Origin of the sequence: Micromonospora sp. NPDC049081 (assembly GCF_040648835.1) — a bacterium.
Taxonomy (GTDB): domain Bacteria; phylum Actinomycetota; class Actinomycetes; order Mycobacteriales; family Micromonosporaceae; genus Micromonospora; species Micromonospora antibiotica.
In genome coordinates, this window is record NZ_JBEZEK010000014.1 from 47,753 (window position 1) to 74,341 (window position 26,589).

General features: G+C 71.2%; 21 protein-coding genes, 1 tRNA gene and 1 pseudogene. 10 read left to right on the top strand and 13 right to left on the bottom strand.

The window, feature by feature from the left end:
- Positions 1 to 20 precede the first annotated feature (20 nt).
- The 3 genes from AB0B63_RS20470 (at position 21) to AB0B63_RS20480 (ending at position 3,828) form a co-directional block, all read left to right on the top strand.
- Positions 21 to 1,289 carry an MFS transporter gene (locus AB0B63_RS20470; RefSeq protein ID WP_357020936.1) on the top strand — a complete coding sequence of 423 codons (1,269 nt, stop codon included), beginning with the start codon at positions 21 to 23 and terminating at the stop codon, positions 1,287 to 1,289.
- Between the two features lie 194 nt (positions 1,290 to 1,483).
- Positions 1,484 to 1,611, top strand: a tRNA-OTHER gene (locus tag AB0B63_RS20475).
- Positions 1,612 to 1,668: 57 nt separating this feature from the next.
- On the top strand, positions 1,669 to 3,828 hold the full coding sequence (locus AB0B63_RS20480) for a hypothetical protein (RefSeq protein WP_357020939.1): 2,160 nt from the start codon (positions 1,669 to 1,671) through the stop codon (positions 3,826 to 3,828).
- Between the two features lie 245 nt (positions 3,829 to 4,073).
- On the opposite strand, the pseudogene AB0B63_RS20485 reads toward AB0B63_RS20480, so the two are convergent.
- From AB0B63_RS20485 to AB0B63_RS20510, 6 genes and pseudogenes are all read right to left on the bottom strand, one after another.
- Positions 4,074 to 4,160, bottom strand: a pseudogene (locus AB0B63_RS20485) (helix-turn-helix domain-containing protein); the annotation flags it as partial.
- A gap of 180 nt (positions 4,161 to 4,340) precedes the next feature.
- Complete coding sequence (locus tag AB0B63_RS20490) at positions 4,341 to 6,446, bottom strand: ThuA domain-containing protein (RefSeq protein WP_357020942.1); 2,106 nt, start codon at positions 6,444 to 6,446, stop codon at positions 4,341 to 4,343.
- A gap of 67 nt (positions 6,447 to 6,513) precedes the next feature.
- Positions 6,514 to 9,288 (bottom strand): PQQ-dependent sugar dehydrogenase, encoded by a 2,775-nt coding sequence (locus AB0B63_RS20495; RefSeq protein WP_357021215.1) that lies wholly within the window; start codon positions 9,286 to 9,288, stop codon positions 6,514 to 6,516.
- A 369-nt stretch (positions 9,289 to 9,657) separates the two neighbouring features.
- On the bottom strand, positions 9,658 to 10,215 hold the full coding sequence (locus AB0B63_RS20500) for a dihydrofolate reductase family protein (RefSeq protein ID WP_357020945.1): 558 nt from the start codon (positions 10,213 to 10,215) through the stop codon (positions 9,658 to 9,660).
- A gap of 178 nt (positions 10,216 to 10,393) precedes the next feature.
- Positions 10,394 to 10,678 carry an acyl carrier protein gene (locus tag AB0B63_RS20505; RefSeq protein WP_357020948.1) on the bottom strand — a complete coding sequence of 95 codons (285 nt, stop codon included), beginning with the start codon at positions 10,676 to 10,678 and terminating at the stop codon, positions 10,394 to 10,396.
- On the bottom strand, positions 10,679 to 12,274 hold the full coding sequence (locus AB0B63_RS20510) for an amino acid adenylation domain-containing protein (protein ID WP_357020951.1): 1,596 nt from the start codon (positions 12,272 to 12,274) through the stop codon (positions 10,679 to 10,681). It lies immediately after the preceding gene.
- A 304-nt stretch (positions 12,275 to 12,578) separates the two neighbouring features.
- Here AB0B63_RS20510 and AB0B63_RS20515 point away from each other — a divergent pair, with 304 nt between their 5' ends.
- The 5 genes from AB0B63_RS20515 to AB0B63_RS20535 all read left to right on the top strand — a co-directional run bounded on the left by AB0B63_RS20515 (position 12,579) and on the right by AB0B63_RS20535 (position 17,355).
- On the top strand, positions 12,579 to 13,538 hold the full coding sequence (locus AB0B63_RS20515; protein WP_357020954.1) for a hypothetical protein: 960 nt from the start codon (positions 12,579 to 12,581) through the stop codon (positions 13,536 to 13,538).
- Between the two features lie 62 nt (positions 13,539 to 13,600).
- Positions 13,601 to 13,843, top strand: coding sequence for a phosphopantetheine-binding protein (locus AB0B63_RS20520; RefSeq protein ID WP_357020957.1), 243 nt, complete (start codon positions 13,601 to 13,603; stop codon positions 13,841 to 13,843).
- 7 nt (positions 13,844 to 13,850) lie between these two features.
- Positions 13,851 to 15,569, top strand: a complete 1,719-nt coding sequence (locus tag AB0B63_RS20525; RefSeq protein ID WP_357020960.1) for an AMP-binding protein — start codon at positions 13,851 to 13,853, stop codon at positions 15,567 to 15,569.
- Complete coding sequence (locus AB0B63_RS20530; protein WP_357020963.1) at positions 15,566 to 16,600, top strand: hypothetical protein; 1,035 nt, start codon at positions 15,566 to 15,568, stop codon at positions 16,598 to 16,600. The genes AB0B63_RS20525 and AB0B63_RS20530 overlap by 4 nt, the downstream gene beginning before the upstream one ends.
- Complete coding sequence (locus tag AB0B63_RS20535; protein ID WP_357020966.1) at positions 16,597 to 17,355, top strand: hypothetical protein; 759 nt, start codon at positions 16,597 to 16,599, stop codon at positions 17,353 to 17,355. The genes AB0B63_RS20530 and AB0B63_RS20535 overlap by 4 nt, the downstream gene beginning before the upstream one ends.
- Before the next feature lie 307 nt (positions 17,356 to 17,662).
- Here AB0B63_RS20535 and AB0B63_RS20540 read toward each other — a convergent pair whose 3' ends face one another.
- Genes AB0B63_RS20540 through AB0B63_RS20550 form a run of 3 tightly spaced genes read right to left on the bottom strand, consistent with a single transcriptional unit; the run spans position 17,663 to position 19,865 of the window.
- Positions 17,663 to 18,166, bottom strand: coding sequence for a DinB family protein (locus AB0B63_RS20540; protein WP_357020968.1), 504 nt, complete (start codon positions 18,164 to 18,166; stop codon positions 17,663 to 17,665).
- Complete coding sequence (locus tag AB0B63_RS20545; protein WP_357020972.1) at positions 18,166 to 18,804, bottom strand: class I SAM-dependent methyltransferase; 639 nt, start codon at positions 18,802 to 18,804, stop codon at positions 18,166 to 18,168. The genes AB0B63_RS20540 and AB0B63_RS20545 overlap by 1 nt, the downstream gene beginning before the upstream one ends.
- The gene (locus tag AB0B63_RS20550) at positions 18,801 to 19,865 is read right to left on the bottom strand and encodes an alpha/beta hydrolase (protein WP_357020974.1); all 1,065 of its coding nucleotides are present in this window, start codon (positions 19,863 to 19,865) and stop codon (positions 18,801 to 18,803) included. The genes AB0B63_RS20545 and AB0B63_RS20550 overlap by 4 nt, the downstream gene beginning before the upstream one ends.
- Before the next feature lie 80 nt (positions 19,866 to 19,945).
- Here AB0B63_RS20550 and AB0B63_RS20555 point away from each other — a divergent pair, with 80 nt between their 5' ends.
- On the top strand, positions 19,946 to 20,533 hold the full coding sequence (locus tag AB0B63_RS20555; RefSeq protein WP_357020977.1) for an XRE family transcriptional regulator: 588 nt from the start codon (positions 19,946 to 19,948) through the stop codon (positions 20,531 to 20,533).
- Between the two features lie 104 nt (positions 20,534 to 20,637).
- On the opposite strand, the gene AB0B63_RS20560 is transcribed toward AB0B63_RS20555, so the two are convergent.
- Genes AB0B63_RS20560 through AB0B63_RS20570 form a run of 3 tightly spaced genes read right to left on the bottom strand, consistent with a single transcriptional unit; the run spans position 20,638 to position 24,997 of the window.
- The gene (locus AB0B63_RS20560) at positions 20,638 to 23,553 is read right to left on the bottom strand and encodes a tetratricopeptide repeat protein (RefSeq protein ID WP_357020979.1); all 2,916 of its coding nucleotides are present in this window, start codon (positions 23,551 to 23,553) and stop codon (positions 20,638 to 20,640) included.
- Positions 23,483 to 24,322 (bottom strand): hypothetical protein, encoded by an 840-nt coding sequence (locus AB0B63_RS20565; protein WP_357020982.1) that lies wholly within the window; start codon positions 24,320 to 24,322, stop codon positions 23,483 to 23,485. Before AB0B63_RS20565 ends, AB0B63_RS20560 begins: the two co-directional genes overlap by 71 nt.
- A gap of 18 nt (positions 24,323 to 24,340) precedes the next feature.
- Positions 24,341 to 24,997, bottom strand: a complete 657-nt coding sequence (locus AB0B63_RS20570) for a CatB-related O-acetyltransferase (protein WP_357020985.1) — start codon at positions 24,995 to 24,997, stop codon at positions 24,341 to 24,343.
- A 48-nt stretch (positions 24,998 to 25,045) separates the two neighbouring features.
- Here AB0B63_RS20570 and AB0B63_RS20575 point away from each other — a divergent pair, with 48 nt between their 5' ends.
- The gene (locus tag AB0B63_RS20575) at positions 25,046 to 25,678 is read left to right on the top strand and encodes a TetR/AcrR family transcriptional regulator (protein WP_357020988.1); all 633 of its coding nucleotides are present in this window, start codon (positions 25,046 to 25,048) and stop codon (positions 25,676 to 25,678) included.
- A gap of 41 nt (positions 25,679 to 25,719) precedes the next feature.
- Here the strand turns inward: AB0B63_RS20575 and AB0B63_RS20580 are convergent, their stop codons facing one another.
- Positions 25,720 to 26,190, bottom strand: coding sequence for a hypothetical protein (locus tag AB0B63_RS20580; protein ID WP_357020991.1), 471 nt, complete (start codon positions 26,188 to 26,190; stop codon positions 25,720 to 25,722).
- Positions 26,191 to 26,589 lie beyond the last annotated feature (399 nt).

A 26,589-nucleotide genomic window follows, 5' to 3' on the forward strand; every position in this document is an offset into this window, starting at 1 on the left:
GCGTGTTCCAGCGACTGCCAGTGCGTGAACGGCGGAGCAGAACGGGCCTGTGGTGGCAGAACCGGGACTTCCGCCTGTTCTGGATAGGCGAGACGGTGTCGATGGTCGGGACCCAGGTCACCGCACTCGCGTTGCCGCTGACGGCGATCCTCGTGCTCGACAGCAGTACCGAGCAGGTGGGTCTGCTGCGGATGGCCCAGCTCCTGCCGTACCTGCTGCTCTCGTTGCTCTTCGGTGCCCTCGCCGACCGGATGCCGCGACGGCCGCTCATGGTCGGGGCGAATGCGGTCCGGCTCGTGCTGATCGGCCTCGTGCCGATCCTCGCCGTCACCGGGCAGTTGAGTCTCGGCTGGCTCTACGTCGTCACCGCAGGGGTGGGTGTCGCCGCGGTGATGTTCGACGTGTGCTGGGTGTCCTACGTGCCCACCATCGTCGCCGACCACACCCGACTCATCGAGGCGAACAGCCGCATCGGCGCGGCGGACGCCGCCGCCCACATCGGTGGGCCCGGCCTTGCCGGTGTACTGGTGAACATCCTCACCGCCCCCATCGCGCTCGTCGTGAACGCCGCCTCGTACGCGGTCTCGATCGCCATGCTGCTGCAGATCAGGGCCCGCGAGGTGAAACCGGAACGGAGCGACACGCCCCGCAACCTGCGGACCGAACTGGGCGAGGGACTGCGCTGGGTGTTCGGTAACCCACTGCTGCGCATCCTCGCGATCCTGGGTGCCTGCTACAACTTCTTCCTCATGTTCATCCAGACGGTGTTCCTGGTGTATGCCGTCCGGGAGCTGTCCCTGAGCACCGCCGTCATCGGCGGCATCCTGTCGTCAGGCGCCGTCGGTGGCCTGATCGGCGCCGCGTCGGCGCAGGCCGCAGCGCGGCGGTTCGGCGTCGGCCGGGTGTACGTGGCCTGCGCGAGCGTGTCCTTCTCCAGCTGGATCGTGGTCCCGGCAGCCGGCGGACCGACGGTGGTGCTCACCGCCGTGCTGGTGGCGGTGTTCCTGCTCTCCGCGGTGGCGATGGGGGCGACGAACGTCATCGTCGTCAGCCTTCGGCAGACCTTGACCCCCGACACGCTGATGGCCCGGATGAACGCGGTCATGCGCATGCTGATGCTCGGCGTCGCCGCGCTCGGTGGCCCCGTCGGAGGCGGACTGGCCACCGTCATCGGTCTACGCCCCGCCCTGTGGGTGGCGGCGGGGGCGTCGATCCTGGCGTTCGTCGTGTTCTTCCCGCGCCGGATCCTGCACCTGACGGAACTCCCCGAGCCGGCCGCGACCCGGTGACCGGGGGCCGGCGGATCACCACCGCCGCGCCGGGCTCCTCGACCCCCACCCGGCAACCGGGCGGCCACCCCGAGACCGCAGCGTGGCGGCCTCCGGGCCGACGGCAGCGTGGGCGGACGGCCCATCCCCGCCCACCGGTGGTGCCGGCGAATCCCGGTAGCCGTGGCGACCCTGCTGATGGATGATCGACATCTGGGTCGCTAGCTCAACTGGCTAGAGCATCCGACTGGTAGCGCGTCCGCCCTCCGCTCGCGCGGCGATGGATGCGCTTCCTTCTCCCTGTTGGATCGGAAGGTTCGGGGTTCGAGTCCCCGGCGACCCACCGTGCTACGGCGACAGGCCGCCAATCTCGTCCGAGGTGCCCGGAACGGAGGAACACGTGCTCGAACAGCTGATCATCCAGAGGACCCTGCGCGTGCCGGCGAGCACCGCCGCGCCCGGTGACGGCACCTCGGTGGCCCGGCAGTTGGACGCGGCGCTGCTCGACGTCGGATTCTCGGCTTCGCGGGCCCTGCTGGAGCACATCGGTGCCCTGGCTCCCGCGCCGGCGACGGATCTCGCCGCCACCGTCGTCTCGGCGGTGCGCGAACTGGTCGGGGACCACGTCCGGCACAACGCCTACTTCATCGGATTCCCGCACGACGTGCCGGACACCGTCGAGTTCTGGGCCGACCGGCTGCGGGCGGCCGTGTTCCCCGGCGGGGGCACGGCGACCGACGCGCAGCTGCGGGCCACGGTCGCCCCGGGTGGGGTGAACCTGCTCGACCTGCCGGGCTACGGCACCTACCAGCACACCTACGCGGAGCTGCTGGCCGCGCACGACACGCTGGTCACCGGGTCCGGTGACCGGGTGACCCTGCTGCACCTCGGGGACACCACCGACGTGGAGGCGGCACGGCTCTATCTGGCCCTGGCCGGCAGCCCGACGCCGCACGGCGAGACCGACCTCATGATCCTCAGCGAGCTGGCGGTGGCCTGCGCGGACGGCGCGCAGCCGGCCGAGATCCCGGTACGGGAGAACCGTGCCGTCCTCAACGGGATCCGACTCGTCCTCGGCCGGCCGCTGGTCGGCGTCGACACGACGACCGACGTGCTACGCCTCGCCTGCCAGGTTTCCGGCGGGGACGTCTCGCTGGCCGCACCCACCCGCTTCCGTGCCTTCCGACGTCCCGAGCGGCGGATGCTGATGGCCGCGCTGAACGAGGTCGTCGCCGCCAACGCGGGCAAGCTCGGTGACGTCGGACGCTACGCGGAGCGCTGGAAGCGGCTCGGGGAACGACTGCACCCGCACGAGTACGCCCAGTGGCCGCACGCGCAGGAGGTGTTCACGGTCGCCCGTGGTGAGCGGCGGGTGCCCAACCTCGCCGGCCGTGCGGAGGCGGCGATCCGCGCGGGTGCCGTCGGTCCGGCCGCATCGGTGCTGTCGGCTGCGCCGGGCCTGCTCCTGCGATCTGCCGACCGGCTGCTGCGGCTGGCGTCACCGTCGGAACGCACCACCGTCGTCGACGCGGTCACGGGTGCGCTCGGCTCGGCGTCGGGCCGGGTGCTGCTCTCGCTGCGGGAACACATCGACAACCGGTTGACGCCCGCCTCGGCCCGGATGTATGCCAGCCGCTCACGTACCGCGTGGGTCGGTCCCGACGAGCGGCCGCCGCTGCCGGCGGGCCTGGTGGCCGAGTTGTCGTCGCTACTCGACGCCGAGATCAGCGCTCGCCTGCCGGCGTCGCACCGGCCGCTGGTGGTGGATCCGGAGGTGCTCGACGTCGCACTGCCGTTGTCCGGCAAGGCGACCGAGGCCGGTTTCGCGGTCATGCCGAGGGGTTCGCGGGCGTCGGTGTCCGGTGAGTTGCTGCGCTTTTTCACCTACTGGCGTCAGACCAGCCGCCGCACCGACTACGACCTGTCGGTGCTGCTGCTCGACGACGAGTTCCACGGTGCGGGTCAGGTGTCGTGGACCAACTACCGGCACGACGGCGTGGTGCACTCCGGTGACGTCACCGACGCGAAGGACGGTGCGACCGAGTTCGTCGACGTGCCCCTGACGGCCGCCGGGCACTACGTGGTTCCGCAGGTCAACATCTATGCGGGTGAGTCGTTCGAGGAGGTCGCCGAGTCGATGTTCGGGTACCAGACCCGGGCGCGGGACCAGGGCGGTGCGCCGTTCGACGCCCGGACCGTCCGGGCGCGCTCGCACCTGCGCGGCCAGGGGCGGGTCGCGCTGCCGATGGTGTTCGCCAGGAACGAGCGTGGCTGGCAGGCGGTGTGGCTGCACCTGTACCTGCGGGGATGGCCGTCGTTCAACCGGGTGGAGGGGAACACCTTCACCACGGCCGATCGGGTACGAGCGCTGATGGAGCGGCGGTACCTCACCGTGTCCTACCTCGTGGACCGGTGGCGCGCGCGAGCCGAGGTGACGGCGTGGGACGGCCGACTGCCGGACCAGCCGGTCACCTTCGTCGGCATCGACGCACCGGAGGGTCTGCCGGACGGATCGGAGACATATACTCTCGACCGACTCAGCGAGTTGATCCCTGAGTGAGCGGCGAAGTCGAGGCCATGCGGGTGCTTCCTGCTATTCCGTTCGATTCGGGAACTCCGCGCAAGCGGAGGATCTGGTATTCAGCCCCCGTGCTCCCCTCGACTCTCGCCGGCGGTCCCGGTCGTGGCCTGAGTGCCGTCGTTCTCACTGCGGCGTGCCCGACCGGGGTACGGCGCGTACGTGGGCGCGTTCGCCCTGTCTGCCGACGAGGCTGAGGAACTCGACAGGCCCGGAGCTGCTGGCGCGCGGGCGAGCGGGAGCAGCTGTTCGAGGGTGGGGCGTCGTAGGCCCGCTTCGAGCCGGGACAGGGTGCTGGCGGAGATTCCTGTCTCGTCGGCCCGACGCGAGCGGCCGGCCATCCGCGTCGCGGTGCAGGTCCGTGGCGCGGGGCCGGCCGTCACCCGGGAACCACGGGGTGTCCGCGAATCGCGGCGGCGGTGAACGCCACCGTCGGACCTGACGTGCCCCCGCTGCCGGACCGGCAGCGGGGGCACGGGTGGACGTCTACCGGGTCACGGGAGGGTCCACTTCTGGTTGGCGGCGGCCAGGCAGGTCCAGAGGTGGACGGCCTGGCCGTCGGTGGCGCTGTTGTTGGACACGTCGAGGCACTTGCCGGACTGGGGGTTGCGCAGGGTGCCGTCGGCCTGGGCGGACCAGTTCTGTGCGCCGCTGCCGTTGCAGGTCCAGAGTTGGATCTTGGTGCCGTCGGCGGAACCTCCGCCGGAGACGTCCAGGCACTTGCCCAGTGCCTTCACGGTGCTGTTCGGGGTGACCGACCAGGTCTGGGCGGCGCTGCCGTTGCAGGTCCAGATCTGGATCTGCGTACCGTCGGCGGTGGCCGCGTTGCGGACGTCCAGGCACTTGCCGGCCAGCCCGACGATCGGCCCGGTGCCCGGGGTGCCGGGGGTGCCGCCGCCCCGGACCAGGGTGAAGTCGTCCACGTCGAACAACCCGGCCCCGGAACCGGTGAAGGTCAGGTACACGGTCTGCGCACCGGTGGGCACCCCGGCCAGGGCGGTGCTCACGTCGGCGTACGTGGTCCAGCCACCGGTGTTGGGCACCGCCACCTGGCCGAGCAGCGGGCCGGTGGCCGAGCCGGTCCGGATGCCGATGGTGCCGCCCGAGCCACCGGAGACCACCCGGGCCCGCAGCGAGGTGACCCCGGTCAGGTCCAGCCCCGGGTACGCGGCCCAGTCACCCGGGTCGACGTAGCCGAGGGTCTGCCCCCCGTTGGCCCCGGCCTTGGTGAACGCGCTGACCCCGCTGGCCGAACCGAACGCCTCGGCCTGCACGGTGGTGATGCCGCCCGGGGTACCGCCCAACTCCTTGATCCGGACGTTGCGGAACGACACGTCGTCGCCCGTACCGTGGTTCTGGAGCCCGACGTGGCCGGCGAGGGAGCGGGCCGGGTCGGTGTTGGTGAAGTCGTTGATCCTCCGCCCGTTGAGGAATACCTGGAGGCGTTCCCCCTCGACCAGCAACTCGTAGGTGTTCCACTCTCCCGGCGGGTTCAGGGCGGCGTCGCGGGCGGCCAGGTCGGCGGACTGGAAGGTGTAGACCGCGCCGGTGGTGCGGTCGGTGGCGTCGGTGGCGTCGATCTGGATCTCGTACCCGTTGTCCACCGCCGACCAGGGGTCGGTCGACGGCGGGAAGCCGATGAAGACGCCCGAGTTGTCGTCGCCGGCCATCCGCCAGTCCAGCTTCAGCGAGTAGTTGGTGAACTGCTTGGCGCTGTACCAGTACAGGCCCATGCCGCCGACGGAGGTGAGAGTCGCGTCGGCGTTGCCGAAGCTGCCCGGACCGGCCTGCGACCAGCCGGTGGTGGACCCGTCGTAGAGGGTGACGTAGCCGGTCTCCGGACGGCAGTCGGCCTTCGCCCGACCGGCCGCGTAGCGGATGCCGCCGAGCAGGTGGCTGCGGAACGCCGCCTCCGCGTACGACCCCTGGGTGTGCCCCAGGCCGGTGTAGAACGACCGGCCGGAGTTGACCGTCTTGCACCAGGAGATCGGATGGTCACCGCCCATCGAGCCGCCCGAGTACGACGACTCGTCCAGGGTGGCGAGGACCCGGGCACCCGCGCGCGGGTTGGTCTGGTAGTTGTACCACTCGTCGGTGCGGGTCCAGGTCTGCGGCAGGTGCCCGGTAGCCGGGTGGGCCCGGTTCTCGACGCGGACGCTCGCCTGCTGGATGGCCGGGTGGGAGGCGAAATAGCCGCCCACCAGGCTGCCGTAGTAGGACCAGCCGTACTCGGTGTCGGCGGCGGCGTGGACGCCGACGTACCCGCCGCCGCCGTTGACGTACGACTCGAAGGCGGACTGCTGCGCGGCGTCCAGGACGTCACCGGTGGTGTTGAGGAAGACCACCGCCTCGTACTGGGCCAGGTTCGCAGTGGTGAACCGGGACGCGTCCTCGGTCGCGGTCACGGTGAAACCGTTCGCCGTACCGAGTTCCCGGATCGCCTGGGTGCCGACGGCGATCGAGTCGTGCCGGAACCCGGCGGTCTTGGAGAACACCAGCACGTCGTACGGGGCGTCGGCCGCGCCGGCCGACGTCGGGACGGCAAGCACTGCGGCGGCGGCGGTCACCGCGCCGAGGACGGATCGAAGGAGTCTGCGCATGTCACTCTCCCGGACGGGGGTGGAGGGTGGTGCCGGGGCACCCCGTGAGGTGCCCCGGCGGGCGGTGTTACGGCAGGGTCCACTTCTGGTTGGCGGCGGCCAGGCAGGTCCACAGGTGGACGGCCTGGCCGTCGGTGGCGCTGTTGTCGGACACGTCCAGGCACTTGCCCGACTGCGGGTTGCGCAGCGTGCCGTCGGCCTGCGCCGACCAGTTCTGTGCCGCGGTGCCGTTGCAGGTCCAGAGTTGGATCTTGGTGCCGTCGGCGGTGCCCCCGCCGGAGATGTCCAGGCACTTGCCCAGTGCCTTGACGGTGCTGTTCGGGGTGACCGACCAGGTCTGGGCGGCGGTGCCGTTGCAGGTGTAGATCTGGATCTGGGTGCCGTCGGCGGTGGCGGCGTTGCGGACGTCCAGGCACTTGCCGCCGAGCCCGACGATCGGGCCGGTACCGGGGGTGCCGCCGGTGACGAACGTGAACGTGTCGAGGTCGAACAGCGCCCCGGTGCCCCCGGCGAAGGTGAGATAGAGCGTGCCGGTGCTGGCCGGTGCACCGGAGAGGGTGCCGGTGACGGTGGTGAAGGTCTCCCAGCCGCCGGTGACCGGGACGGTCGCCTGACCCAGCACCGTGCCGGTGGGCGAACCCGTCCGCACCTGAACGGTGCCGCCGACACCGTTGGAGGAGACCCGGGCGCTGAACGAGGTGGCCTTGTCCAGCCGGTACGGCTCGAACGCGATCCAGTCGCCGTTGTCGATGCTGCCGACGGTCCGGCCGCCCTCGGCGGGGGTCTTGTCGTAGACGGTGATCCCGGACGAGGTCTTGAAGTGCTCGGCCTGGCGCTTGCGCGGCTGGAGGGTGTGCTGCCGGTGGGTGGTCAGCCCACCGGCGTCGGTGTACTCGGCGTCGAAGACCGCGAAGATGTTCGCCGCGTCGTCGTGCTCGCCGTCGACCGGGATGGTGATCGTGCCGGAGCAGCCGTTCTTCGCGGTGATCTGGTGACCGTGCTGGTCGTGGCCGAGCACGTAGGTCATCCTGACCCTGGCGCAGTCGATGGTGCCGTCCTCGGGATCGGTGACGGTGATGCTGAACGGCACCGTGTCGCCGTAGGAGAACAGCGAACCGTTCGCCGGGCCGGTGATGGTGACCGTCGGGGCGGTGTTGCCGACGCCGATCTGCACGCTGGCCGTGCCGGTCGCGCCCTGCGGGTCCCGGACGGTCAGGGTGACGTTGTAGGTGCCGTTGGCGGTGAACGTCTTGCTGGGGTTGGCCGCCGTGGAGGTGGTGCCGTCACCGAACGCCCACGAGTAGCTCAACGCCCCGCCCTCCGGGTCCGAGGACCCGGCCGACGAGAAGTTCACCGCCAACGGGGCCGCCCCGGAGGTCCGGTCGGCGGCGGCGACGGCCGTCGGCGCGCGGTTGCCACCGCCGACGTAGTCGTACCGGTACAGGGCCGAGTTGGCGTCACCGTTGAAGTAGCCGGTGCCGTAGTCGAGGACGTACAGCGCGCCGTCCGGGCCGAACGCGGAGTCCATGACCTGCTTGCCGTTCCAGGGGAACGAGGCGTCGATGGCGCCCCGGGAGCCGTCGGCGTTGACGTGGATCGGTTTGATCCAGCCCCGGCCCAGCTCGGTGGCGAAGAACTGGCCGTCGAAGGACTGCGGGAACTTCGTGGTGGACGGGTTCGACGCGCTGTAGCGGTAGACCGGACCGGCCATCGGCGACTCGGAGCCGCCGCCGAACTCCGCCGGGGTGCCGGCGTCACCGGCGTACCGGATCCAGGCCGGCTGCGCCCCTGGCAGGGTGGGCAGGCCGGTGTTGCGGAACGAGTTGTTGGTCGGCCCGCCGGTGCAGTTGTACTTGGCCCCTGCGGTGCCGGCGGCGAAGTCCCACTCCGCGTACGTCTCGGCGGCGGTGTTGGTGCCGGTGCAGTACGGCCAGCCGTAGTTGCCCGGCCCGGTCACCCGGTTGAACTCGACCTGCCCGCTGGGGCCGCGCGCGCCGGTGGTGCCGGCGTCCGGGCCGTAGTCGCCGACGTAGACGACCCCGGTGGCCCTGTCCACGCTCATCCGGAACGGGTTGCGGAACCCCATCGCGTAGATCTCCGGGCGGGTCCGCGCGGTGCCCGGGGTGAACATGTTCCCGGCCGGGACCGAGTAGCTGCCGTCCGCGTTCACTTTGATCCGCAGGATCTTGCCGCGCAGGTCGTTGCTGTTGGCCGCGCTGCGCTGCGCGTCGTACGCGGGGTTACGGTTGGTCCGTTCGTCGATCGGCGCGTACCCGGCGGAGTCGAACGGGTTGCTGTCGTCGCCGGTCGACAGGTACAGGTTCCCGGCCGCGTCGAAGTCGATGTCCCCGCCGACGTGGCAGCAGATGCCCCGGTCGGCCGGCACGTCCAGGATGGTGACCTGGCTGGACGTGTTCAGCGTCCAGTTGGCGTTGAGGGTGAACCGGGACAGCCGGTTCACGCCCTGCCAGGCGGAGAAGTCCGTGCCGGTGGCCGGGGCGTCCCCGGCGGGGGTGGACAGCGGCGGGGCGTAGTACAGGTAGACGTGCCGGTTGGTGGTGAAGTTCGGGTCCACCCCGACGCCTTGGAGGCCCTCCTCGTCGTGGGTGTAGACGGGGATCGTGCCCACCACGGTGGTGGTGCCGGCGGCGTCGGTGCGCCGCAGCGTGCCGTTGCGGGCGGTGTGCAGCACCGACCGGTCGGGCAGCACCGCGATGGTCATCGGCTCGCCGACCTCGGGCTCGCCCTTGGCGAGAGTGACCTGCTGGAAGTCGGTGGGGTTGATGATGTGGGCCTGGGCGGGGGTCGGGCTGCCGAGGGCGATCAGCCCGGCGGTGGCCACGAGTAGTAGTGCGGAGCTGACCGACGCCGTTCGCCGGCCGATTGCGCCATCGTGTGCGGACACTGGCTGTCCGTCCCTTCCTGACCTGCGTTTGCCAGGGCGGGGCGCGCGCCGTCGCGCCGGATGCCGTAGCGGGGGAGGGGGCGATGGGTCACCGCGCCGCCGGTTCACCTCGCTGAAACACTTCCGTGATGGCGAAGACATTAAGCTGTTTCGATCCCGCTGTCCATGCCTTCTGTCGAACCACAGCGGACTTTCGCTCGAACCGCGAAAAGCCCCCGTCGTCGCGGCGCGGGGCCGAGACGACGGGGGCGCAAGGAGAGCCGTCCACGCGACGGTGGCCGTGGACGGTCCCGTGGACTGCGGTGATCAGCCGGCGCGGCGGTAGTGCATGGCCACCGCGCCGTTGCGGAGCGGCTGCGCCGAGATCAACTCGAGCCGGCGCGTGCCGGGCAGCCCGCTCTCGTACAGCGTCGGGCCGTGGCCGGCGATCCGGGGGTGGACGAGCATCCGGTACTCGTCGATCAGGTCCAGCCGGTCCAGCTCGGCCGCGAGACCGACGCTGCCGAGGAGAATCCCGGCCGGGGTCGCGTCCTTGATCTTCTGTATGCCTTCGCGCAGGTCGCCGGTGATGTGGTGACTGTTGGTCCAGGGGAAGTCGGTGCGCGTCGTCGACACCACGTACTTCGGTTTGGACTCCAGCGTGACCGCCCACTCCGTCGTCGTCGGTGGGGCTTCCAGGTCACCACGGGCGACGGCCGGCCAGAAGCTCTCCATCATCTCGTAGGTGACGCGGCCCCACAGCATCGCCCCGTTCTCGTCCAGAAGTCGGGTGAAGAGCGCGTGTGTCTCGTCGTCGACGATCCCCTCCTGGTGGTCGACGCAACCGTCCAGGGTGACGTTGATGCTGAAGGTGAGCAGTCCCATGGCCGGCGAGTCTAACCCCGCTGACGGCGCGGTCCGGCCACGACATGCACGTCGAGACAGCGCCGAAGTGCGGTCCGCCGCAGCGCCGCCCGCTGGTCGGCGAGGGTCGACCGTGGATGGTCGGTGCAGGCGCGCCCGGACGAGGTCGACTCCACCGGCGCTGTCCGGCGCGACCGGATCAACCCACGGTCTGCCCGGTACGTGGGGAGGGATCGCCCATCAGGTCCTGGACCACGGCCCACAGGTGGCCGGCACCGGAGAACAACGCGGGGTCGAGCACCTCGTCGCCGAAGTCGACACCGAACTCCTTCTCCAACTCCGCCAGGAGCGCTGTCGCCCGCAACGAGTCCAGGCCGAGGTCGACGAGCGGCTCCGCCGGGATGTCCTGATCCGCGGAGAGCGCCGCCAGGTAACGGCGCAGGATCGCCTCGAACGGCGCCGGCCAGGTGGTGGGTGACGACATCTAGGTCTCCGTCCTGGGCGGGGCCGCATCGGCATGGTCGAGGAACCGTCGGGTCAGCGCCGGATAGTCGATCTTGCCGTTGCTGTTCGTGTCGATCGCGTCCACCGCGAGCCACCGCGTCGGCAACATGTACGGGGGCAACGTCCGGGCCAGTGCGGACCGTACCGCCGCGTGGTCCGGCGGCCGGTCGCCGGCGGCCACGTAGGCGAGGCCGATCTCGCGTCCGGCGGCCTCGGGGGAGTCCACCGCCACGATCGCCACGTCGGCGAACTCCGGCAGTTGCCGCGCCACCCGCGCGATCTCGTCCAGTTCGACCCGGTAACCGCGGGACTTGATCTGCCGGTCACCACGACCGTGGAAGTGGGCGAGCCCCTGCTCGTCGATGCTGGCCCGGTCCCCGGTGCGGTACCAGCGGGTGGAGTCGTCACCCTCGACGGTGCCGAACGCCGCCGCCGTCTCCGCCGGGCTCCGCCAGTACCCCGGGCTGAGTCCGACCCCGGCAATGTGGAGGTCACCGACCATGCCGGTCGGCAGCGGCCGGCGGTGTTCGTCGAACACCCCCAGGCGCTCACCGGGCAACGCGGTGCCGATCGGCACGTCGGCACCCGGTGTCGGCATCGACCCGACCTCGTACCAACTGCTCGCGACAGTGGTCTCGGTGGGCCCGTAGAGGTTGGTGAACCGCACGTGCGGCAGGTTCGCCATCCAGTGGCGCAGGCCGTCGACCGGAAAGGCGTCCCCGCACCAGATCAACCGGCGAAGCTCCGGCATGTCCCGTACCACCCCACGGTTGGCCATCGCCATGAGAACCGACGGCACGGACGACCACTGGGTCAGCCGCGACTCACGGATGAACCGTGCCAGCAGATCAGGTACGAGGTTGTAGTGCGCCGGGACCAGGTGCAGCGACGCGCCGGCCGCCACGGCCGAGTAGATGTCGAGTACGGAGAAGTCGAACGACAGGGCCGAGTGGCAGGAGAGCCGGTCCACGCTGGTCAGTCCGAAGTGTTCCCGCGCCCAGGAAGCCAGCCACAGCACGCTCTCGTGCGTGATCGGCACTCCCTTCGGCACCCCTGTCGAACCTGAGGTGAAGAGCAGGTACGCGAGGTCGGTGGCGGTCGGTTCGGTGGCCGGTGGCGTGGCCGGTGCGGCGGCGATCTCGGCCGCCACGACGTCCTGCGGTCGCCGGGCCTCCGGCGGCGGATCGGTGAGCCAGACCGTCACGGCCGACGGACCGTCCCAGCACTGCCGGAGCAGGCGGTGGGTGGAGGCATCGCCGATGGTCAACCGTGGCTCGGCCGCGACGATCCGGGGCCGCAGCCGGGCCGGCGGACCGGCGGTGTCCAACGGAACGTAGACGCCACGGCACTTCAACACCGCGAAGATGGCGCAGATCGCCGCGGCGGACCGGGGGAGCAGGAGGACGACCCGGTCACCCGGCCGGAGTCCACGGGCCGCCAGGACGTGGGCGAGACGGCTGCTCTCCCGCTCCAGGTCGCCGTAGGTCAGCACACCGCCCTCGTCGGCCACCGCCACACTCGACGCATCACGCTCGGCCTGTTCGCGGACCAGGTCGACGAGGCTGCCACGTGCCACGGCCGGTATCCCCATGGCGGGCCTCCCCTCCGGACCTCGTAGTCGGTGACACCGACGAAAATTCCTGCCTTTCTACCACACGAACATTTCCACAGAGGACACGGCGACGCACGGTCGGAGCACAGCGAACTCGCTGCCCGAGCTCCTGTTCAAGCAGTGTCCGAGACCCTGCTTGACACCCGGCACCCGCTCGCCGATTCTCTAGGTGATCACTGGTCGATGTCGATCCTCCGGTCGATCCCACTGCCGGCTGCCACCGGTGCGGCCCCGTGACGCAGGGCGGCCACGGGAAAGGAGTCCCACGGTGACGGCCGTTCTCGACGAACAGCTCATCGACGACCGGGAGACCACTCCCGAAAGCCTGTACCTGCGCTGGGAGCGGCAGAACTGGTCCACCCAGGACCTGGCGATGGCCGCCGACCGACCGGCGTGGCAGGCGCTGCGGCCCTTCCTCCACCAGGAACTCAGGGCCGCTCTCGTCGAACTCGCCGTCGGTGAGGTCGCCGTCGCCCGACTACTGACCCCCCTGGTGTACGCGGCCCCCACCCAGGCCGCCCAGTTCTACCTCTCCAGCCAGCTCGTGGACGAGAGCCGCCACAGCATCTTCTTCCTCGGCTACCTCCAGGCGGTGGAGGGATCCACCGAACCACCCCACGCGTACGCGCGACGGTGCCGGGCGGACGCCTCCGCCGCCACCGCGGAGCTGTTCGACGCGTACCTGCTGGAACAGACCGAACGGGTACGCCGCGACCCGGACGACCTCGACGCCTGGTACGCCGCGGTGACCACCTACCACGTGGTGGCCGAGGGGGCCCTCGCGTTGGTCGTGCTCCGCTCGGTGGCCGAAGCGGTCCGCCGTTGCGGGCAGCTGCCCGCGCTGGCCGAGGGACTGCGCAACGTGATCCGCGACGAGTCCCGGCACGTCGGTTTCGGCGTCTGGGCGATGCGCCACGCGGTGGTCGACGGTCGCCGCCGGCTCGTCGGCGACCAGGTCCTCGACGCCGTCCCGTACGTGGTCCACGTGCTGGTCGGACCGGAGCGGCGCAACCCGTCGGCGCTGCCGATGGTGGTGCGGGCCCGCGGCCGGCAACTACGCGACCAGTGGGACACCGCCCGGGACGCGCTGCTGCGCCGCGTGCGCGCCGCCGGTCTCGACGACGTCGACGCACAGGTTACCGAGGTGTGGCACGCCGCCGAGGAGCGGGCCGTCGCCGACTACGAGGACCGGCACGGCGTGCCACATCCGATCCGGAGCCTGAACTGAGGAAACCGGAGCCCGAGCTGAGGAAACCGGAGCCCGAACTGAGGAAAAAGGGAGAAAGTCCGATGGCAGAGCCCGTCGAGGTGACGGTCCGCCAACTGGTGGCCAGCATGGCACCCCACCCGGGCGGGGACGTCACCGACGGCCAACGACTCGTCGACGACCTGCACTTCGACTCGCTCGCACTGATCGAACTGGCGGTCGCGTTGGAGAGAAGATTCGACCTGGCACCGATCTCCGACGACGAGGCGATGGACGTCGTCACGGTCGCCGACGTGGTGGCGCTGGTCAGCCAGGCAACCGAATGACGACACCATGAGCCTGACCGGCTGGCTCACCGAGCCGCGCACCGGCCACGGGCTGCGGGTGGCCACCGACGACGCCGGTTGGGCCCGGCACGACTTCCCCTCGCTCGCCGCCGCCGCACTGACCGTGGCCGGACTGCTGCGCGACACGGGACTGCGCCGGGGTGAGGTGGTCTCGCTCCTGCTGGTGTCACCGGAGACATTCCTGGCCGGCTTCTTCGGGGTGCTGGCAGCCGGTGGTGTGGTCAACCCGATGCCACCGCCCGCCGGGCTCGGCACGGGTGCGGCGTACCCGGAGCAACTGACCCACCTGATGCGGGTCGCCGGCACCCACACCGTGCTCGTCGACCCGCACCTGGCCGGGACCGCCCGCAGCGCCGCAGCCGCCGCCGGACTGGCGGTGACCGTGCTGACCGTCGCGGGCCCGGACCAGCCGGGCGACGCGGGGCCGGGCCGGCCCGTCGCGTCTGCCGCCGACGATCCGCGGCCACCGGCCGGGGACGAGGTGGCGCTGGTCCAGTTCACCTCCGGATCGTCGGGCCACCCCCGGGCGGTCGCCATCCGCGCCGACAACCTCCTGGCCAACGTCACCGCCATCCGCCGCTGGCTCGACATGGGTGCAGCCGACGTGACCGCCACCTGGCTGCCGACCTACCACGACATGGGGCTGATCGGCTGCACCCTCGCTCCGGTGCTCAACCAGAGCGACATCCTGGCCATGCGACCGGACCAGTTCATCCGCTCACCCCGACGCTGGCTGTCCTGCTTCGGCGAGCAGGGTGCGACGCTGACCGCCGCACCCACCTTCGGCTACGCCTACGCCGCCCGGCGGATCGGCCCGGCCGAGCTGACCGGGATGGACTTCAGCGGCTGGCGGGCCGCGATCGTCGGAGCCGAACGGGTCAGCCGACGCACCCTGGAGTCGTTCGCGGCGCTGCTCGGCCCGCACGGGTTCCGCACCCGGGCCTTCCTACCCGCGTACGGGCTGGCCGAGAACACCCTCGTCGCGACCGGCCTGCACCTGGCGCCACCACCGGTGGCGCTGCGGGTCGCCGGCGAGCTGCGCCCCGGCGAGCCGGTCGAGGTGACCGCCGTCGAGGAGGTCGGGACGGAGCCGTCGGCCGACGACGACTGGTTGGTCGGCTGCGGCGATGCCCGCGACGGTGTCGCGGTGACCGTCGTCGACGACGAGGGCCGACCGCTGCCGCCCGACGTCGTCGGGGAGATCGCACTGACCGGCCGGTCGATGGCCGCCGGATACCACGGGGCCGACGCCCCCGACGCCGCCTTCGTCGGGGGCCGGCTGCACACCGGCGACCACGGCTTCCTCCACGACGGCCAACTGTTCGTCCTCGGCCGGGCCGGCGACAGCCTCAAGGTACGCGGACGCAACCTCTACGCGGAGGACCTGGAGGCCCGCCTCGCCGGCGTCGACGGCCTCTCCCCGGAACGCGTCGTGGTCCTGGCCGGTTCCGCCGGCCACACACCCGTACTGCACGCGCTGATCCGGCAGCGGCCGGGTCCGTGGGCCGCGGAGGTCGCGCGGATACTCGGCCGGGAGGGCGGCCCCGGCGTACGGGTCCGGGTGCTCAGCGTGCCCGCGCCCGCGGTGGCGCGTACCACCAGCGGCAAACCACGACGGCGGCCCATGTTCCGGGCCGCCACGGACGGCTCCCTCCCCGGCGAGGTGCTCTACGACTCCGCCGAGCCCGGGGCGTGGCCGCGGTGAGCGCGGTCACCGTGGCGGAGACCGACAGGTGGCTCGCCGCGCTGCGCCGCATCACCCTCGTCCCGCCGGCCCACCGCGAGGCCACCGTCGACCAGGCGGGCGCGCTGGGGCTGCTGCGTTGCTCCGCCGAGACGCTGGAGCTGCTGGTCGAAGCCGGGCTACCGGTCACCGGCGCGGGCGACGAACGGCGATTCTGCCACTACGACCTGATCAATCTGGGCCTCTACTCGGGCAGCGGGAACAGCCTCCCGGAGATCGGCTGGGAGTTCGCGTTCCGGTTCTCCCTGAAGCCCGCCGCCACCTGGACGGAACCGAGGTCCTGGCGGATGACCGCGACGATGCGGTGTCCGGACGGCGGATGCGGCGCGGACCCCGGCTGGCTGCTGCACCGACCGGTGCCCGAGCGCAGCGGTGGCACGGCCTCCGGCTGGACCAGCGCCGCCGGGCCCGTGACCCTGACCGACGACGAGGTACGGCTCCCGGCCGTACCCGACCTGGTCGCCGTCGAACTGGACCTGGTCACCGCCGGCCGGGCGGACCGGATCGTCTCCCCCCGGTTGGCCCGGCTCTTCGCCGGTATCCGCCACGGCGGACCGCGTTTCCAGATGCTGCCGTCCAGTTGGCAGGTCGACCCGGACGACACGCTCGCCAACGGGGTGGTCAACTGCGTCTCCGCCAGCCTGTATCTCGAACGGGAGTGCCGGGCCATGGGCTACGAGGCGTACGCCCGGCGGGGTTGGCTGATCGGGATGATGGACCTCGACCACGCCTGGCTGGAAGTGCGCGACGACGACGGCCGGGTCAAGGCGGTGGACCCGGTGATGGCGCTGCTGGCCCGCCTGCTTCCCGGCGACCGGACCGCCTACGAGGATTTCTGCATCGGTTCCAGCCTCAACCGGGTGTTGCCCTGCGCCTGCCGGGCGGAGGGCCCGATGGCGGTACACCACTGCGGGGGTCGGACCCGTCCGGTCGCGGTGAGCACCACCATCAAGCCGCGGCGGCCCGGCCGACCGCAGGGGCAGCTGCCGTGACCGTCGGGTCCAGGGTGTACCGCGCGGGCACCGAGGCGCGCTATCCGGCCATCACCCAACGGGGCACCCTGAAACCGACCCAGCTGGTGCACCTCCTCGACGAGGTCTCCGCCGGCTGGTGGCAGGAGATGGCCGGCCTCGACCGCTGGTCCTACTTCGAACGGCACCGGGTCCGTGCCGTGGTGCGGTACGTGGAGGCGTACACCCCGCCGGTGCGGGTGCTCCCCGGAGCGCCGCTCGACGCCGAACTGGCCGTCACCCTCGGTCCTGACCGGCGTGGCTGGTACGGCGGGCACGACGAGCTGACCCTGCGCGCCGCCGACGGCACCGTGGTAGCGGTGTGGACCAGCAGATGGACCTGGTTGGACAGCGGCACCGGGGCACGACCCACACCGCGCACCGAGGCACCCCCGGGCTTCGGCGGCGAGTCGCCGCTGCTGCCGGAGTCGCCGCGACGACCCCGCAGCGGTGGAGCCGAGACGGCGGGCTTCACCTTCAGCGACCGCGAGACGGATCTGAACGACCACGTCTTCTTCGCGTGCTATCTGGAGCGCGGCGAGAACGCGCTGGCCGACGCGGGGGTGCCGCCCGGCCGTACCGACACCAGCCGGTGCTGGTACCTGCGACCGGCGCGGGCCGGTCAGTCGATCACACCAGCGGTCACCAGGACCGAACGCGGGCACGTCGTCGAGCTGCGCTTCGGCCCGGGCGGTTTTCCGGCGGCGGTCTGTGAGTACACCAGCATCGAGCAGTGACCGACCCGGAGCCGTGGCGGGCCGAACGGGATCACGCCGAAGGCGACGCGATCCTGCGGAGGCGGGCCGGACGGTCGGGGAGGCGCGGAGGTCGCCGCGCCTCCCCGACGGGTCAGCCCGTCAGTGCGGGCACCGGTTCGCGACGCAGAGCGGCAGGACGTTAGGTAGTCGTCGCGGCCGTCGCCGTTCAGGTCCGTGTCTTTCCGAGCGGCTGCCGAAGACATTTGACGGGCAATTTGCCGCCCGGCCGCCAATTGTCGGCGCTTTCGGGCTGGCTGAGGGAGCTGGGAGTTTCCTGCAGTGACTGTCAGCGGCCGGTGGATCCGTCGATCCTCTCGCGGATGATGTCCGCGTGCCCCGCGTGGCGTCCGATCTCCTCGATCATGTGGACCAGCACCCATCGCTGCGACGGCGGCAGGGCGCTGCGGCCGGGCGGCCGGGGTGCCGGCTGGGTCAGATCGGTCCAGGTTTCGATGACCTGGTTCGCCTGCGCGATCGTTGCCCGGTAGCCGGCGAGCAGGCCGTCGACGGTGTCGTCACGAGTGGGCTGGAAAGTGCGGCGCATGTTGGTGATCGGTTCTTCGAGGAAGTAGAACCGCTCGACGGCGGTCATGTGTTTGATCAACCCGAGGAGGTTGGTGCCGGAGGGCACGCCGGCGGTGCGGACCTCGGGCTCCGGGACGCCGGCGACCTTGTCCATGATCGCATTGCGGAGGTAGTCGATGAAGCCGACCAGGGTGTCCTTCTCCCCGGGGGCGGTCCATCCGGGCCCGGTGTCCTTGCGTTTCCTGGTTCGGGTGGTCGGCAGCATCAGCTTCTCCGATCATGTCGGTGGATGAGCAGAACGTTGTCGGTGACGGTGGCGCTGCGGCCTCCCGGTCCGGTGGCCCGGCGGCGCGGCATGTCGGCGCGTACGACGGACCACCGGGTCGGGTCGAGGGCCAGCTCGGCTGCGGTCTCGCCGGGTGAGGGGTAGTGCGTGTCGGGATCTCTGTTCCACGACCAGGGCGCGGTCGAGCCGTGGTCGACGATCAGGAGACGACCGCCGGGGCGCAGCGCGTGCGCCGCGGTACGCAGTACCCGCGCGCGATCCAGCGCGAAGGGGGTGTGCAGGTACTGCGCGGAGATCAGGTCGAACTGCCCGTCAGGGAAGCTCCGGGCCAGATCGTGCTGTTCGCCGGTCACCCGGCCGTCGACGCCGAGTTGCCGGGCGCGTGCACGCACCCGTTCCACGGCGGCGGTTGAGATGTCCACGGCGGTGACCTGCCAGCCATGCCGGGCAAGCCAGATGGTGTCGCCGCCGGCGCCACATCCCAGGTCGAGGGCATCGCCGGGAGGCAGTGCCCCGGCTGTCTCCTCCAGCACCGGGTTGGGGTGCCCGACGCCGCCGCCGCGCCGGGCGCGGTGGTGCTGTTCCCAGAACGGCTCGGCATCGAGTGCGCCGGTCACCGGTCCGCCCCCCTCGCGAAGAACGTCACCAGTTCGGTGGTGACGAATTCCGGGTTCTCCTGGATCAGCCAGTGCCCGGCCCTGGGCACCTCCACGGCGCGGGTGATGGTGGACATGAGGGGCCGGACCGTCGAGCGGGTGAAGTCGAGCGTGCCTTCGGCCGTCAGCAGCATCACCGGCATGGTGATCGGCTTCGCGGCCTTGTTGTCCCGTTCGTCCTGGTCCAGGGTGCGGTAAAGCTCAAACCCACCGGTCAGGACCTGCGGGCGCTGGTACGTGCGGGCGTACTCGTCGATCTGTTGTGCGGTGAAGGGAGCCTTCGCGCCCGGCCCGCCGAAGCTGACCCCACCGTAGGCAACATACCCGTAGAAAAGAGACAGATAGCCTCGGACGTCGTCGTCGACCAGCAATCCGGGGAACCCGTCCTGGTGGTGGAACGACATGTGCCAGCTCGCCTGCCGGTAGGCGCTCGCGCTGAGGGCGGGGCCGGGCATCGGATAGTCGAGGTGGGCGTACTTGACGACCTCGTCCGGGAACTGTGTGGCGTACTGGAACGCCACACCGGCACCGAGATCATGGCCGGCCAGGTTGATCTTCTTCAGCCCCAGCTTGTCGACGAGCAGCCGGTGGACGTAGCGGGCCAGGGTCGCCTTGTCGTAACTGGACGGCGCACCCTCGCTGTCGCCGAGTCCCGGCAGGTCAAGCGCATACACGGTGTACTTCTCGGCGAGCGCCGGCATGATCTCGCGCCACGAGTACCACGACTGGGGCCAGCCATGCAGGAGGACGAGCGGCTCGCCCGTGCCGCCGGTGACGTAGTGCATCGTCACGCCGTCGACATCGGCTGTCTCGTGGGTGAATTGACGGTTGAACGGGGCGTCATCCCGGGTGGCCGCGTCGTGACCTGCCGCGATGGTGGTGCGCGCCTGCTGTGCCGTCGTGTTCTGCGCACTGCCTCCGGTGGTCGTGCACGCTGTCGCCAGGACGAGCGCGGCCGTGGCGGCCGCGACGGTGCGCGACCACCGTGTTGCTGGTCTCGCAGTTGCTGCTGATGTGAGCATCGGTTGTCTACCTCCGCTGCCAGCATGACCAGCAGTGTTGCCTATTTGCGAGAAACGTTGCGGATCCGCATCATGGGTCCATGAACGTCACGTCGCACGACGTCCTCGCGGGCGTCGGCCCACGCCTGCACGCACTACGCAAGGCCCGGAACATCTCCCTGGCCGCCCTGGCGGCAGAGACCGGCCTGACCGCAAGCACGCTGTCGCGTCTCGAGAACGGGAAACTGCGCCCGACGCTGGAGCAACTCCTGCCGCTGGCGCGGGCGCACGGCGTCCCGCTCGACGAACTGGTCGCGGCCCCGCCCACCGGCGATCCACGCATCCACCTGCGGCCGGTACGGCGGTCCGGCTTCACCGTCGTGCCGCTGACCAGACGTCCCGGAGGCATCCAGGCCTACAAGGTGATCTATCCACCGGCCGGCAGATCGGCCACGACGACACTGCAGACCCACGAGGGGTACGAATGGTTCTACGTACTCAACGGGCATGTCAGGCTCGTCCTCGGTGACCAGGAATACCAGCTGGGCCCCGGCGAAGCCGCAGAGTTCGACACCCGCATCCCGCACCAGATCGGCAGCGCCGACGCTCAGGCCGCAGAGCTGCTCACCCTCTTCAGCGCCCAGGGCGAACGCGCCCACCTGTCGCCCTCCCTGACATCGCCCACCTGAACGACCCGGCTCCGGAGCAGACACCTCACCCGAGCCAGGCCGAGGGTGGCGCGACCAGCCACAACATCCTTCGCAGAAACGGCCCAGGAGCTCGGCTACCCCGCCTACGTGCCGTCCGGCACGCCGGGACCGCCCCGCAGCGACCTGCCCGACCGGGCATCGGCGAACATGAGCCCCATCAGAACGACGAACGCCGCCTGATGGAACTCCGGCGGGAAGATCCCCGGCGGGATCGTTCCTGGGTGAAGATTGCCGAGCCACCGCTGCACCAGCGCGGCGCTCTCGTGTTCGTCGACGCCGGCGAACACCTCGACCGCCCGTTCATAGGGGCGTCGAACCTCGTCGACCGGCCCCGTGTCGAGCAGGGCCAGGCAGAGGCCGAGCAGCGCTTTGCCTTCGCGGTACCGGTCGCCGACCGTCCGGAAGATGCCGGCGGCCCGGGAATGGGCGACGGCCGCGTCCCCGCACCGCCCCGCCGCCCGCAGATTGTTGCCGAGGTTGTTCGAGGCGACACCCTCGCCCTGCCGGTCACCAGTCTCGTGACACGCCTCCACTGCCTGTTCGTAGGCCTCGGCGGCATCGTCGAACCGTTCCGCGTCCTGCAGGGCCACACCGAGGTTGCTCAGCGCGATGCCCTCGCTGCGCCGGTCGCCGGCCTCGCGGTACGCCTGCGCCGCCCGGGTGTGGGCGGCTGCCGCCTCGGCACACCGTCCACCTCTGCGCAGAGTCAGGCCGAGGCCGGTCAACGCCAAGCCTTCGTCGTCCCGGTCACCGCTGTCCCCGAAGAGCTCGACGGCCCGGGTGTGTGCGACGACCGCCTCGTCGAACCGCCGCACCGCCCGCAGCGCCGAGCCCAGATGGTGCCGTGCCTCAGCTTCGTGGTGCCGGTCGTCGAGCTCGCTGAAGATGTCAGCGGCTCGGGTGTGCACGGCGATGGCCCGCTCGTGCTGCTGCATCCCCTGCAGGTCCGCGCCGAGGTTGTTCAAGGCGAGAGCCTCACCCTGCCGATCCCCGGTCTCGCGACAGATCCCGGCGGCCCGGGTGTGGGCGGTGACCGCCTCGTCGAACCGCCCCACCGCCCGCAGCGCCTGGCCGATATTGTTCAGCGCCGTGCCCTCGCTGTGCCGGGCGTCGATCTCACGATAGATGTCCAACGCCCGGGTATGGGCGGCGATCGCCTCGTCGAACCGCTCCACCGCCCGCAGTGCCAGGCCGAGATTGTTCAGCGCCACGCCGACGTCGTGCCGGTCACCGGTCTCCCCGATGAGCTCGACCGCCCGGGTGTGGGCGGTGACGGCCTCGTCGGACCGGCCCGCCTCGTTGAGGGCCGCGCCGAGGTGGCTCAGCGCCATGCCTTCGCCGTGCCGGTCCCCGGCCTCCCGGCAGAGGGCACGGAAGCTGTCGGTGACCGTGATCAGCTCCGACAGATACCGACGGAACGACAGGAACGTGTACAGGAGCGACGCCAGTCCGATGCTGGCCGTGCGGTGCCCGTGCGTCGCCGCGGTCGTACAGACGGCAATCAGATTGGGCCGTTCGATCTCCAACCAGGCCAACGCCTGTGCCCGCGTGGAAAAGGTGACCGTGACCGGGGGCGGCTGCATCTGCCCGGCGGCGGCGTAGGTGGTCTCGATCCGGGCCAGAGCGTCCTCCGGGACGGAGCGCGCGGCGAGCGCGGCGGCGACCGACGGAGGCTCCAGCTGGACACTGGCGGCGGCGGTGGTCGCGACGTAGTAGGTGAACAGCCGGGCACGGGCGGCATCCGGAGTATCGGCCCCGGCGGCCGAGTCCGACTGCTCCTCGGCGTAGAGGCGGACCAGGTCGTGCATCCGCCATCGCCCCCAGCTGGGGCCGGCCTCGACGAGGTGGGCCCGGGCCAGGTCCGCCAGCAGCGTCTCGGCCCGCTGCGCATCGGTGTCGACCAGGCATGCGGCGGCCTCCGTGCCGACCTCGGGGCCGGGGTTGACCGGCAGCAGTCGAAACAGGCGGGCCTGGGTGGGGTTCAGCTGCCGGTAGGAGAGGTCGAACGCGGCGCGCACCGCACGGTCCTCCCGGGTCAGCCGGTCCAGCCGGGTGTGTGCGGCGCGCAACGCCCCCGCGAGGGAGGCCAGCGTACGGGTGCCGGGATCGGCCAGCAGACCGGCGGCGATGTGCAGCGCCAGGGGCAGGCCCGCGCACAGTCCGGCGATCTCGGCAGCGGCCTGCGGCTCGTCGTGCCCCCTGCTGTCGGCCGGGCCGCGCAGCTGTCCCAACTGGTCGACCAGGAGCCGAACGGACGTCTCGACGTCCAACACGTCGAGGTCGTGCAGTCGGGCCCCGACCGCCAGGGTGTGTCGGGAGGTGATCAATGTGGCGGTGCTGTCGTCGCTCGGCAGCAGCGGGGTCACCTGGGCGGCGGTGGCCGCATTGTCGATCACCAGCAGCAGCCGCCGGTCCTGTGCGGCATAGGCGGCCAGCACGCTGCGGAACAACGCACTGCGGTCCTGCTCGCCAGCGGGGATGTACTCGCCGGGCAGCCCCAGTGCCTGCAACAGGCCGAGCAGTGCCGCGCCGGGCGACAGGCTCCGTTGCGGGTCGTAGCCGGACAGGTCCACGAACAGCACTCCGCCCGGGAACCACCCCGGCTGTCGTCGGGCCCGGGTGGCGGCCTGCACGACCAGCTCGGTCTTGCCGACCCCGGCCAGACCGGCCACCGCCGAGACCGGTCCCGCTCCGGTGCTCCCGCCGGGAGCCAGCTCCCTGAGCAGCAGCTCGACCTCGGTTTCCCGACCGGTGAAGGACGTCGTGGCCCGGGGGAGCCCGGCGGGGGTGACCTGCGGCGGCAGGGTCACGTTGATGGTGTGACCCTGAATCACCACGTTGAGGAACACCCCACCCGTGATCGTGTTCGAGGTCGCTCCGTCCGTCCGCCGGCCGAAGAGCCGGCGTCCGAACCCGTCGCCCTTCACGTCACCCTGCCCGGGACGGGTCGGCACCGTCGTCGGCAGCCGGCGGGTCTGCTGGCTGCCGGACGACGTCACGGGCCTGGATGACCGGGCCTCGGTACGTGCCGGCCGTGATCGTGTTGGTCACCGCACCGTCGGCGGCCGCCCGGGATGCCGGGGCGGGCGGGACCCCGAGCGTCAGGTCACGGGCCTGGATGACCGACTGGGCGAACTCGCCACCCTGGATCGTGTTGTCGACCCGACCGGCCGGCCCGGCCCCGGCCTGCGGCGTGGCCCTGCGGGTCGCCGCCGCGGTGTAGGCCGTCAGCGCCAACCCCAGCACGGTGGCGAAGATCCCCAGCGTGCTGGCCCACTTGTCGGCCTCCGTCACGCCGACCCGGACGAACGCCACGCCGAGGCCGACCAGGCCCAGCGAGCAGAGCGTGCCGGCCGCCCACCCGGCGATCTTCGTGTTACGACGGGTCATCGTTCCATTGTCTAGGGTCACCGCCACCGGTGGAATACAGCCGGGGCGGCGGGCGACGTTCGGCCAGCGGCCGGTGGTCGGTGCTCCGGCGGCGAGACCGCGGAGGATGAGGGCGAGCCCCGCCTCGAAGGCGGTTTCGTGGCCGATGGGCGGCAGGCCCGCGCTGCCCTGCTCTCCGTCGTCGGCCTGTTCGTCCGGGACGCAGCCGACCGTGAAGCGGCTCGCGGCGAGCATCACCATCTGGGCGTCCGCCAGGAGATCCTCCTTCCTGCGGAAGTGCCAGAACAGCGACGGCTGTTGGACGACGAGCTGGTGGCCGCCCCGGTACCGCCGCAAGGACAGGCGTGCGGACCGCCGTCGGTGCCGGCCCCGGCGCATTCCCGCAGGGTGCGGACTTCACCGGGCCGGTGCCAACCCGTTCTCGACGGCGATGCGTTCGATCTCGGCGGGTGTGCCCGTCATCAGGGCGCGGCAGTGCCGGTTGACCAGGTCGGCGGGCCAGTCCCACCACGCAGCCCGTCGCAGCCGGTGGATGTCGTCGTCGTCGAAGCGCTGCCGGATCGGCCGCGTCGGGTTACCGCCGACGATCGTGTAGGCCGGCACGTCGGTGGTGACCACCGCACCGGCAGCGATGATCGCCCCGTCGCCGATGCGTACGCCCGGCATGACCGTCGCCCGGTAGCCGAACCACACGTCGTTGCCGATGACGGTGTCACCCCGGCTGGGCATGGCGGTCACGACGTCGAGGGTCCGCTCGGCCCATTCGCCGCCGAAGAGGGTGAACGGGAAGGTCGACGGACCCGTGACCGGGTGGTCGCCCCCGGCCATCAGGAACCGGGTGCCTGCCGCTATCGCGCAGAACCTGCCGATGACCAGCTGTTCCGGTCCGAAGTGGTAGAGCACGTTGCGCTGCTCGAAGCCGGTCGCGTCGTCGGGATCGTCGTAGTACGTGTAGTCCCCGATGGTGATCTTGGGGGAGGTGACCAGCGGCTTGAGGAACACCACCCGGGGATGCGTCGCCACCGGGTGGAGGGTCGTCGGGTCGGGCGTCATGGCGGACCTCGCTCGTTAAGGCTACGGCTGTAGCGATAGCATCGTGGCATGGCGTCGCCACGACCGACAAGTGATCATCCCGCCGAGGCGGTGACCGACCGCGCGCGCCGACCCGGCGGACGCAGCGCAGCGGTCCGCCGGCGCGTACTCGACGCCGCGCTCGCCCAGTTGGTGCAGCACGGCTACGACTCCCTGAGCATCGACGTGGTGGCCGAGCGCTCGGGTGTCCACCGCACGACGGTCTACCGACGTTGGCGGGACGTCGGTGGCCTGCTGGCCGACGTCCTGAACGAGGCGAGCGTCGACGCCTGGCGCCCACCCGACACCGGCTCACTCGAAGGTGACCTCGTCGCGGCCAACCACGAGGTGTACGCGGCACTGACCACCGACCCGGTGACCGTCGCGCTCATCGGCGCGTCCTTCCGGTCCGACCAGGCCGCCGAGGCCCTACGCGCCTTCTGGGTCGACCGCTACGACCGCTGCGCCGACATCATCCGACGTGCCGTCGAACGCGGTGAGATCCCGGCGGGCACCGACAGCCGTCAACTGCTCGTCGCCGCAACCGCCCCGCTGTACCACGAACTCCTCCTCCTGCGGGCGGCCAGCGACGCCGACCTTCCCGAACGCGTCGCCCGCAGCGTCGCCACCGCCGCCCGCGCGGGCGCCTACGCCCACCGGTAGCACACCAGCGAACCGGGCCGGGCCCGCAGCGCTCACGCGGGTCAGTCGGGACGACGCTCACCCCCGGCGTCGGCCAGGCCGTCGACGAGCAGCTGCGCCTCGTCGGTCGAGATGGCCATCGTGGTGCTGAGCAGGTCGACGGCCTGCTCATGCTGCCCGGCCGCCACGAGTGCCGCGATCCGCAGCCAGGCGAACGCGTCGACCATCGCGTCGGGTGTCGGGGATCGCCCGTCCAGCGGGGCGGTGGGGTCCTGAGTCGACCGGTCCGCCGCCGGATGATCCACGGTGGCGGGGGAGGCCGTGTCCGCGGTGGACGCGGCAGCAGTCGGCGGGTCGGACGGGACGTCGTCAGCGGCGGTGGCCCGGGCGGCGGCTTCGTGTCTGCGGGCGTCGGCGATCCGGGTGGCCGCGTCCCACTGGCGGGTGTCCGCGCCAGGGGACGCGGCGGCAGCGGCCCGGGCCTGCAGCTCGCGTACCGGGAGCCCAGCAGGTCCCGGCTGCCGCCACGGCAACGCAGGATCATCGTGATCACCGTGATGAGCACGACCGCGACGACGAACCCCAGCACCAGCTGGTCACCAGGATTCCCTGCACCGTGTTGGAGTCACCGGCGAGCGGGCGGAAAGTTTCAGACCTTTCTCCGATATTTTCCAGTCGTCACCTTGCATCTCATTGACGAATGTCCATGTCAGGCGTTAGCGTCGGTTCCGAAAGAGTTTCTTGAGGAGGCTCTCTGCCTCGGCTTCGCCTCCCTGGCCGCGAGGAAAAGCAGCGATGGGCGGAGAGAAACCGAAAGGCCCGATCCGGAGCGCCGTTGGTCGCGGGAGGCTTGGCCGCGATGCCGACTGCTCGGCCGATCACCGCGGTCAGGGCTCACGCCGCCCCGATGCCCGGTGCGTGTGCCGCCGCCG

Excerpts from the sequence above, each read along its gene's own strand:
- AB0B63_RS20520 (WP_357020957.1), top strand. The coding sequence starts at position 13,601 with ATGGCAGAGCCCGTCGAGGTGACGGTCCGCCAACTGGTGGCCAGCATG.
- AB0B63_RS20550 (WP_357020974.1), bottom strand. The coding sequence starts at position 19,865 with ATGCTCACATCAGCAGCAACTGCGAGACCAGCAACACGGTGGTCGCGC.
- AB0B63_RS20505 (WP_357020948.1), bottom strand. The coding sequence starts at position 10,678 with ATGTCGTCACCCACCACCTGGCCGGCGCCGTTCGAGGCGATCCTGCGC.
- AB0B63_RS20575 (WP_357020988.1), top strand. The coding sequence starts at position 25,046 with ATGGCGTCGCCACGACCGACAAGTGATCATCCCGCCGAGGCGGTGACC.
- AB0B63_RS20490 (WP_357020942.1), bottom strand. The coding sequence starts at position 6,446 with ATGCGCAGACTCCTTCGATCCGTCCTCGGCGCGGTGACCGCCGCCGCC.
- AB0B63_RS20540 (WP_357020968.1), bottom strand. The coding sequence starts at position 18,166 with ATGCTGCCGACCACCCGAACCAGGAAACGCAAGGACACCGGGCCCGGA.
- AB0B63_RS20565 (WP_357020982.1), bottom strand. The coding sequence starts at position 24,322 with ATGCGCCGGGGCCGGCACCGACGGCGGTCCGCACGCCTGTCCTTGCGG.
- AB0B63_RS20555 (WP_357020977.1), top strand. The coding sequence starts at position 19,946 with ATGAACGTCACGTCGCACGACGTCCTCGCGGGCGTCGGCCCACGCCTG.
- AB0B63_RS20570 (WP_357020985.1), bottom strand. The coding sequence starts at position 24,997 with ATGACGCCCGACCCGACGACCCTCCACCCGGTGGCGACGCATCCCCGG.
- AB0B63_RS20525 (WP_357020960.1), top strand. The coding sequence starts at position 13,851 with ATGAGCCTGACCGGCTGGCTCACCGAGCCGCGCACCGGCCACGGGCTG.
- AB0B63_RS20500 (WP_357020945.1), bottom strand. The coding sequence starts at position 10,215 with ATGGGACTGCTCACCTTCAGCATCAACGTCACCCTGGACGGTTGCGTC.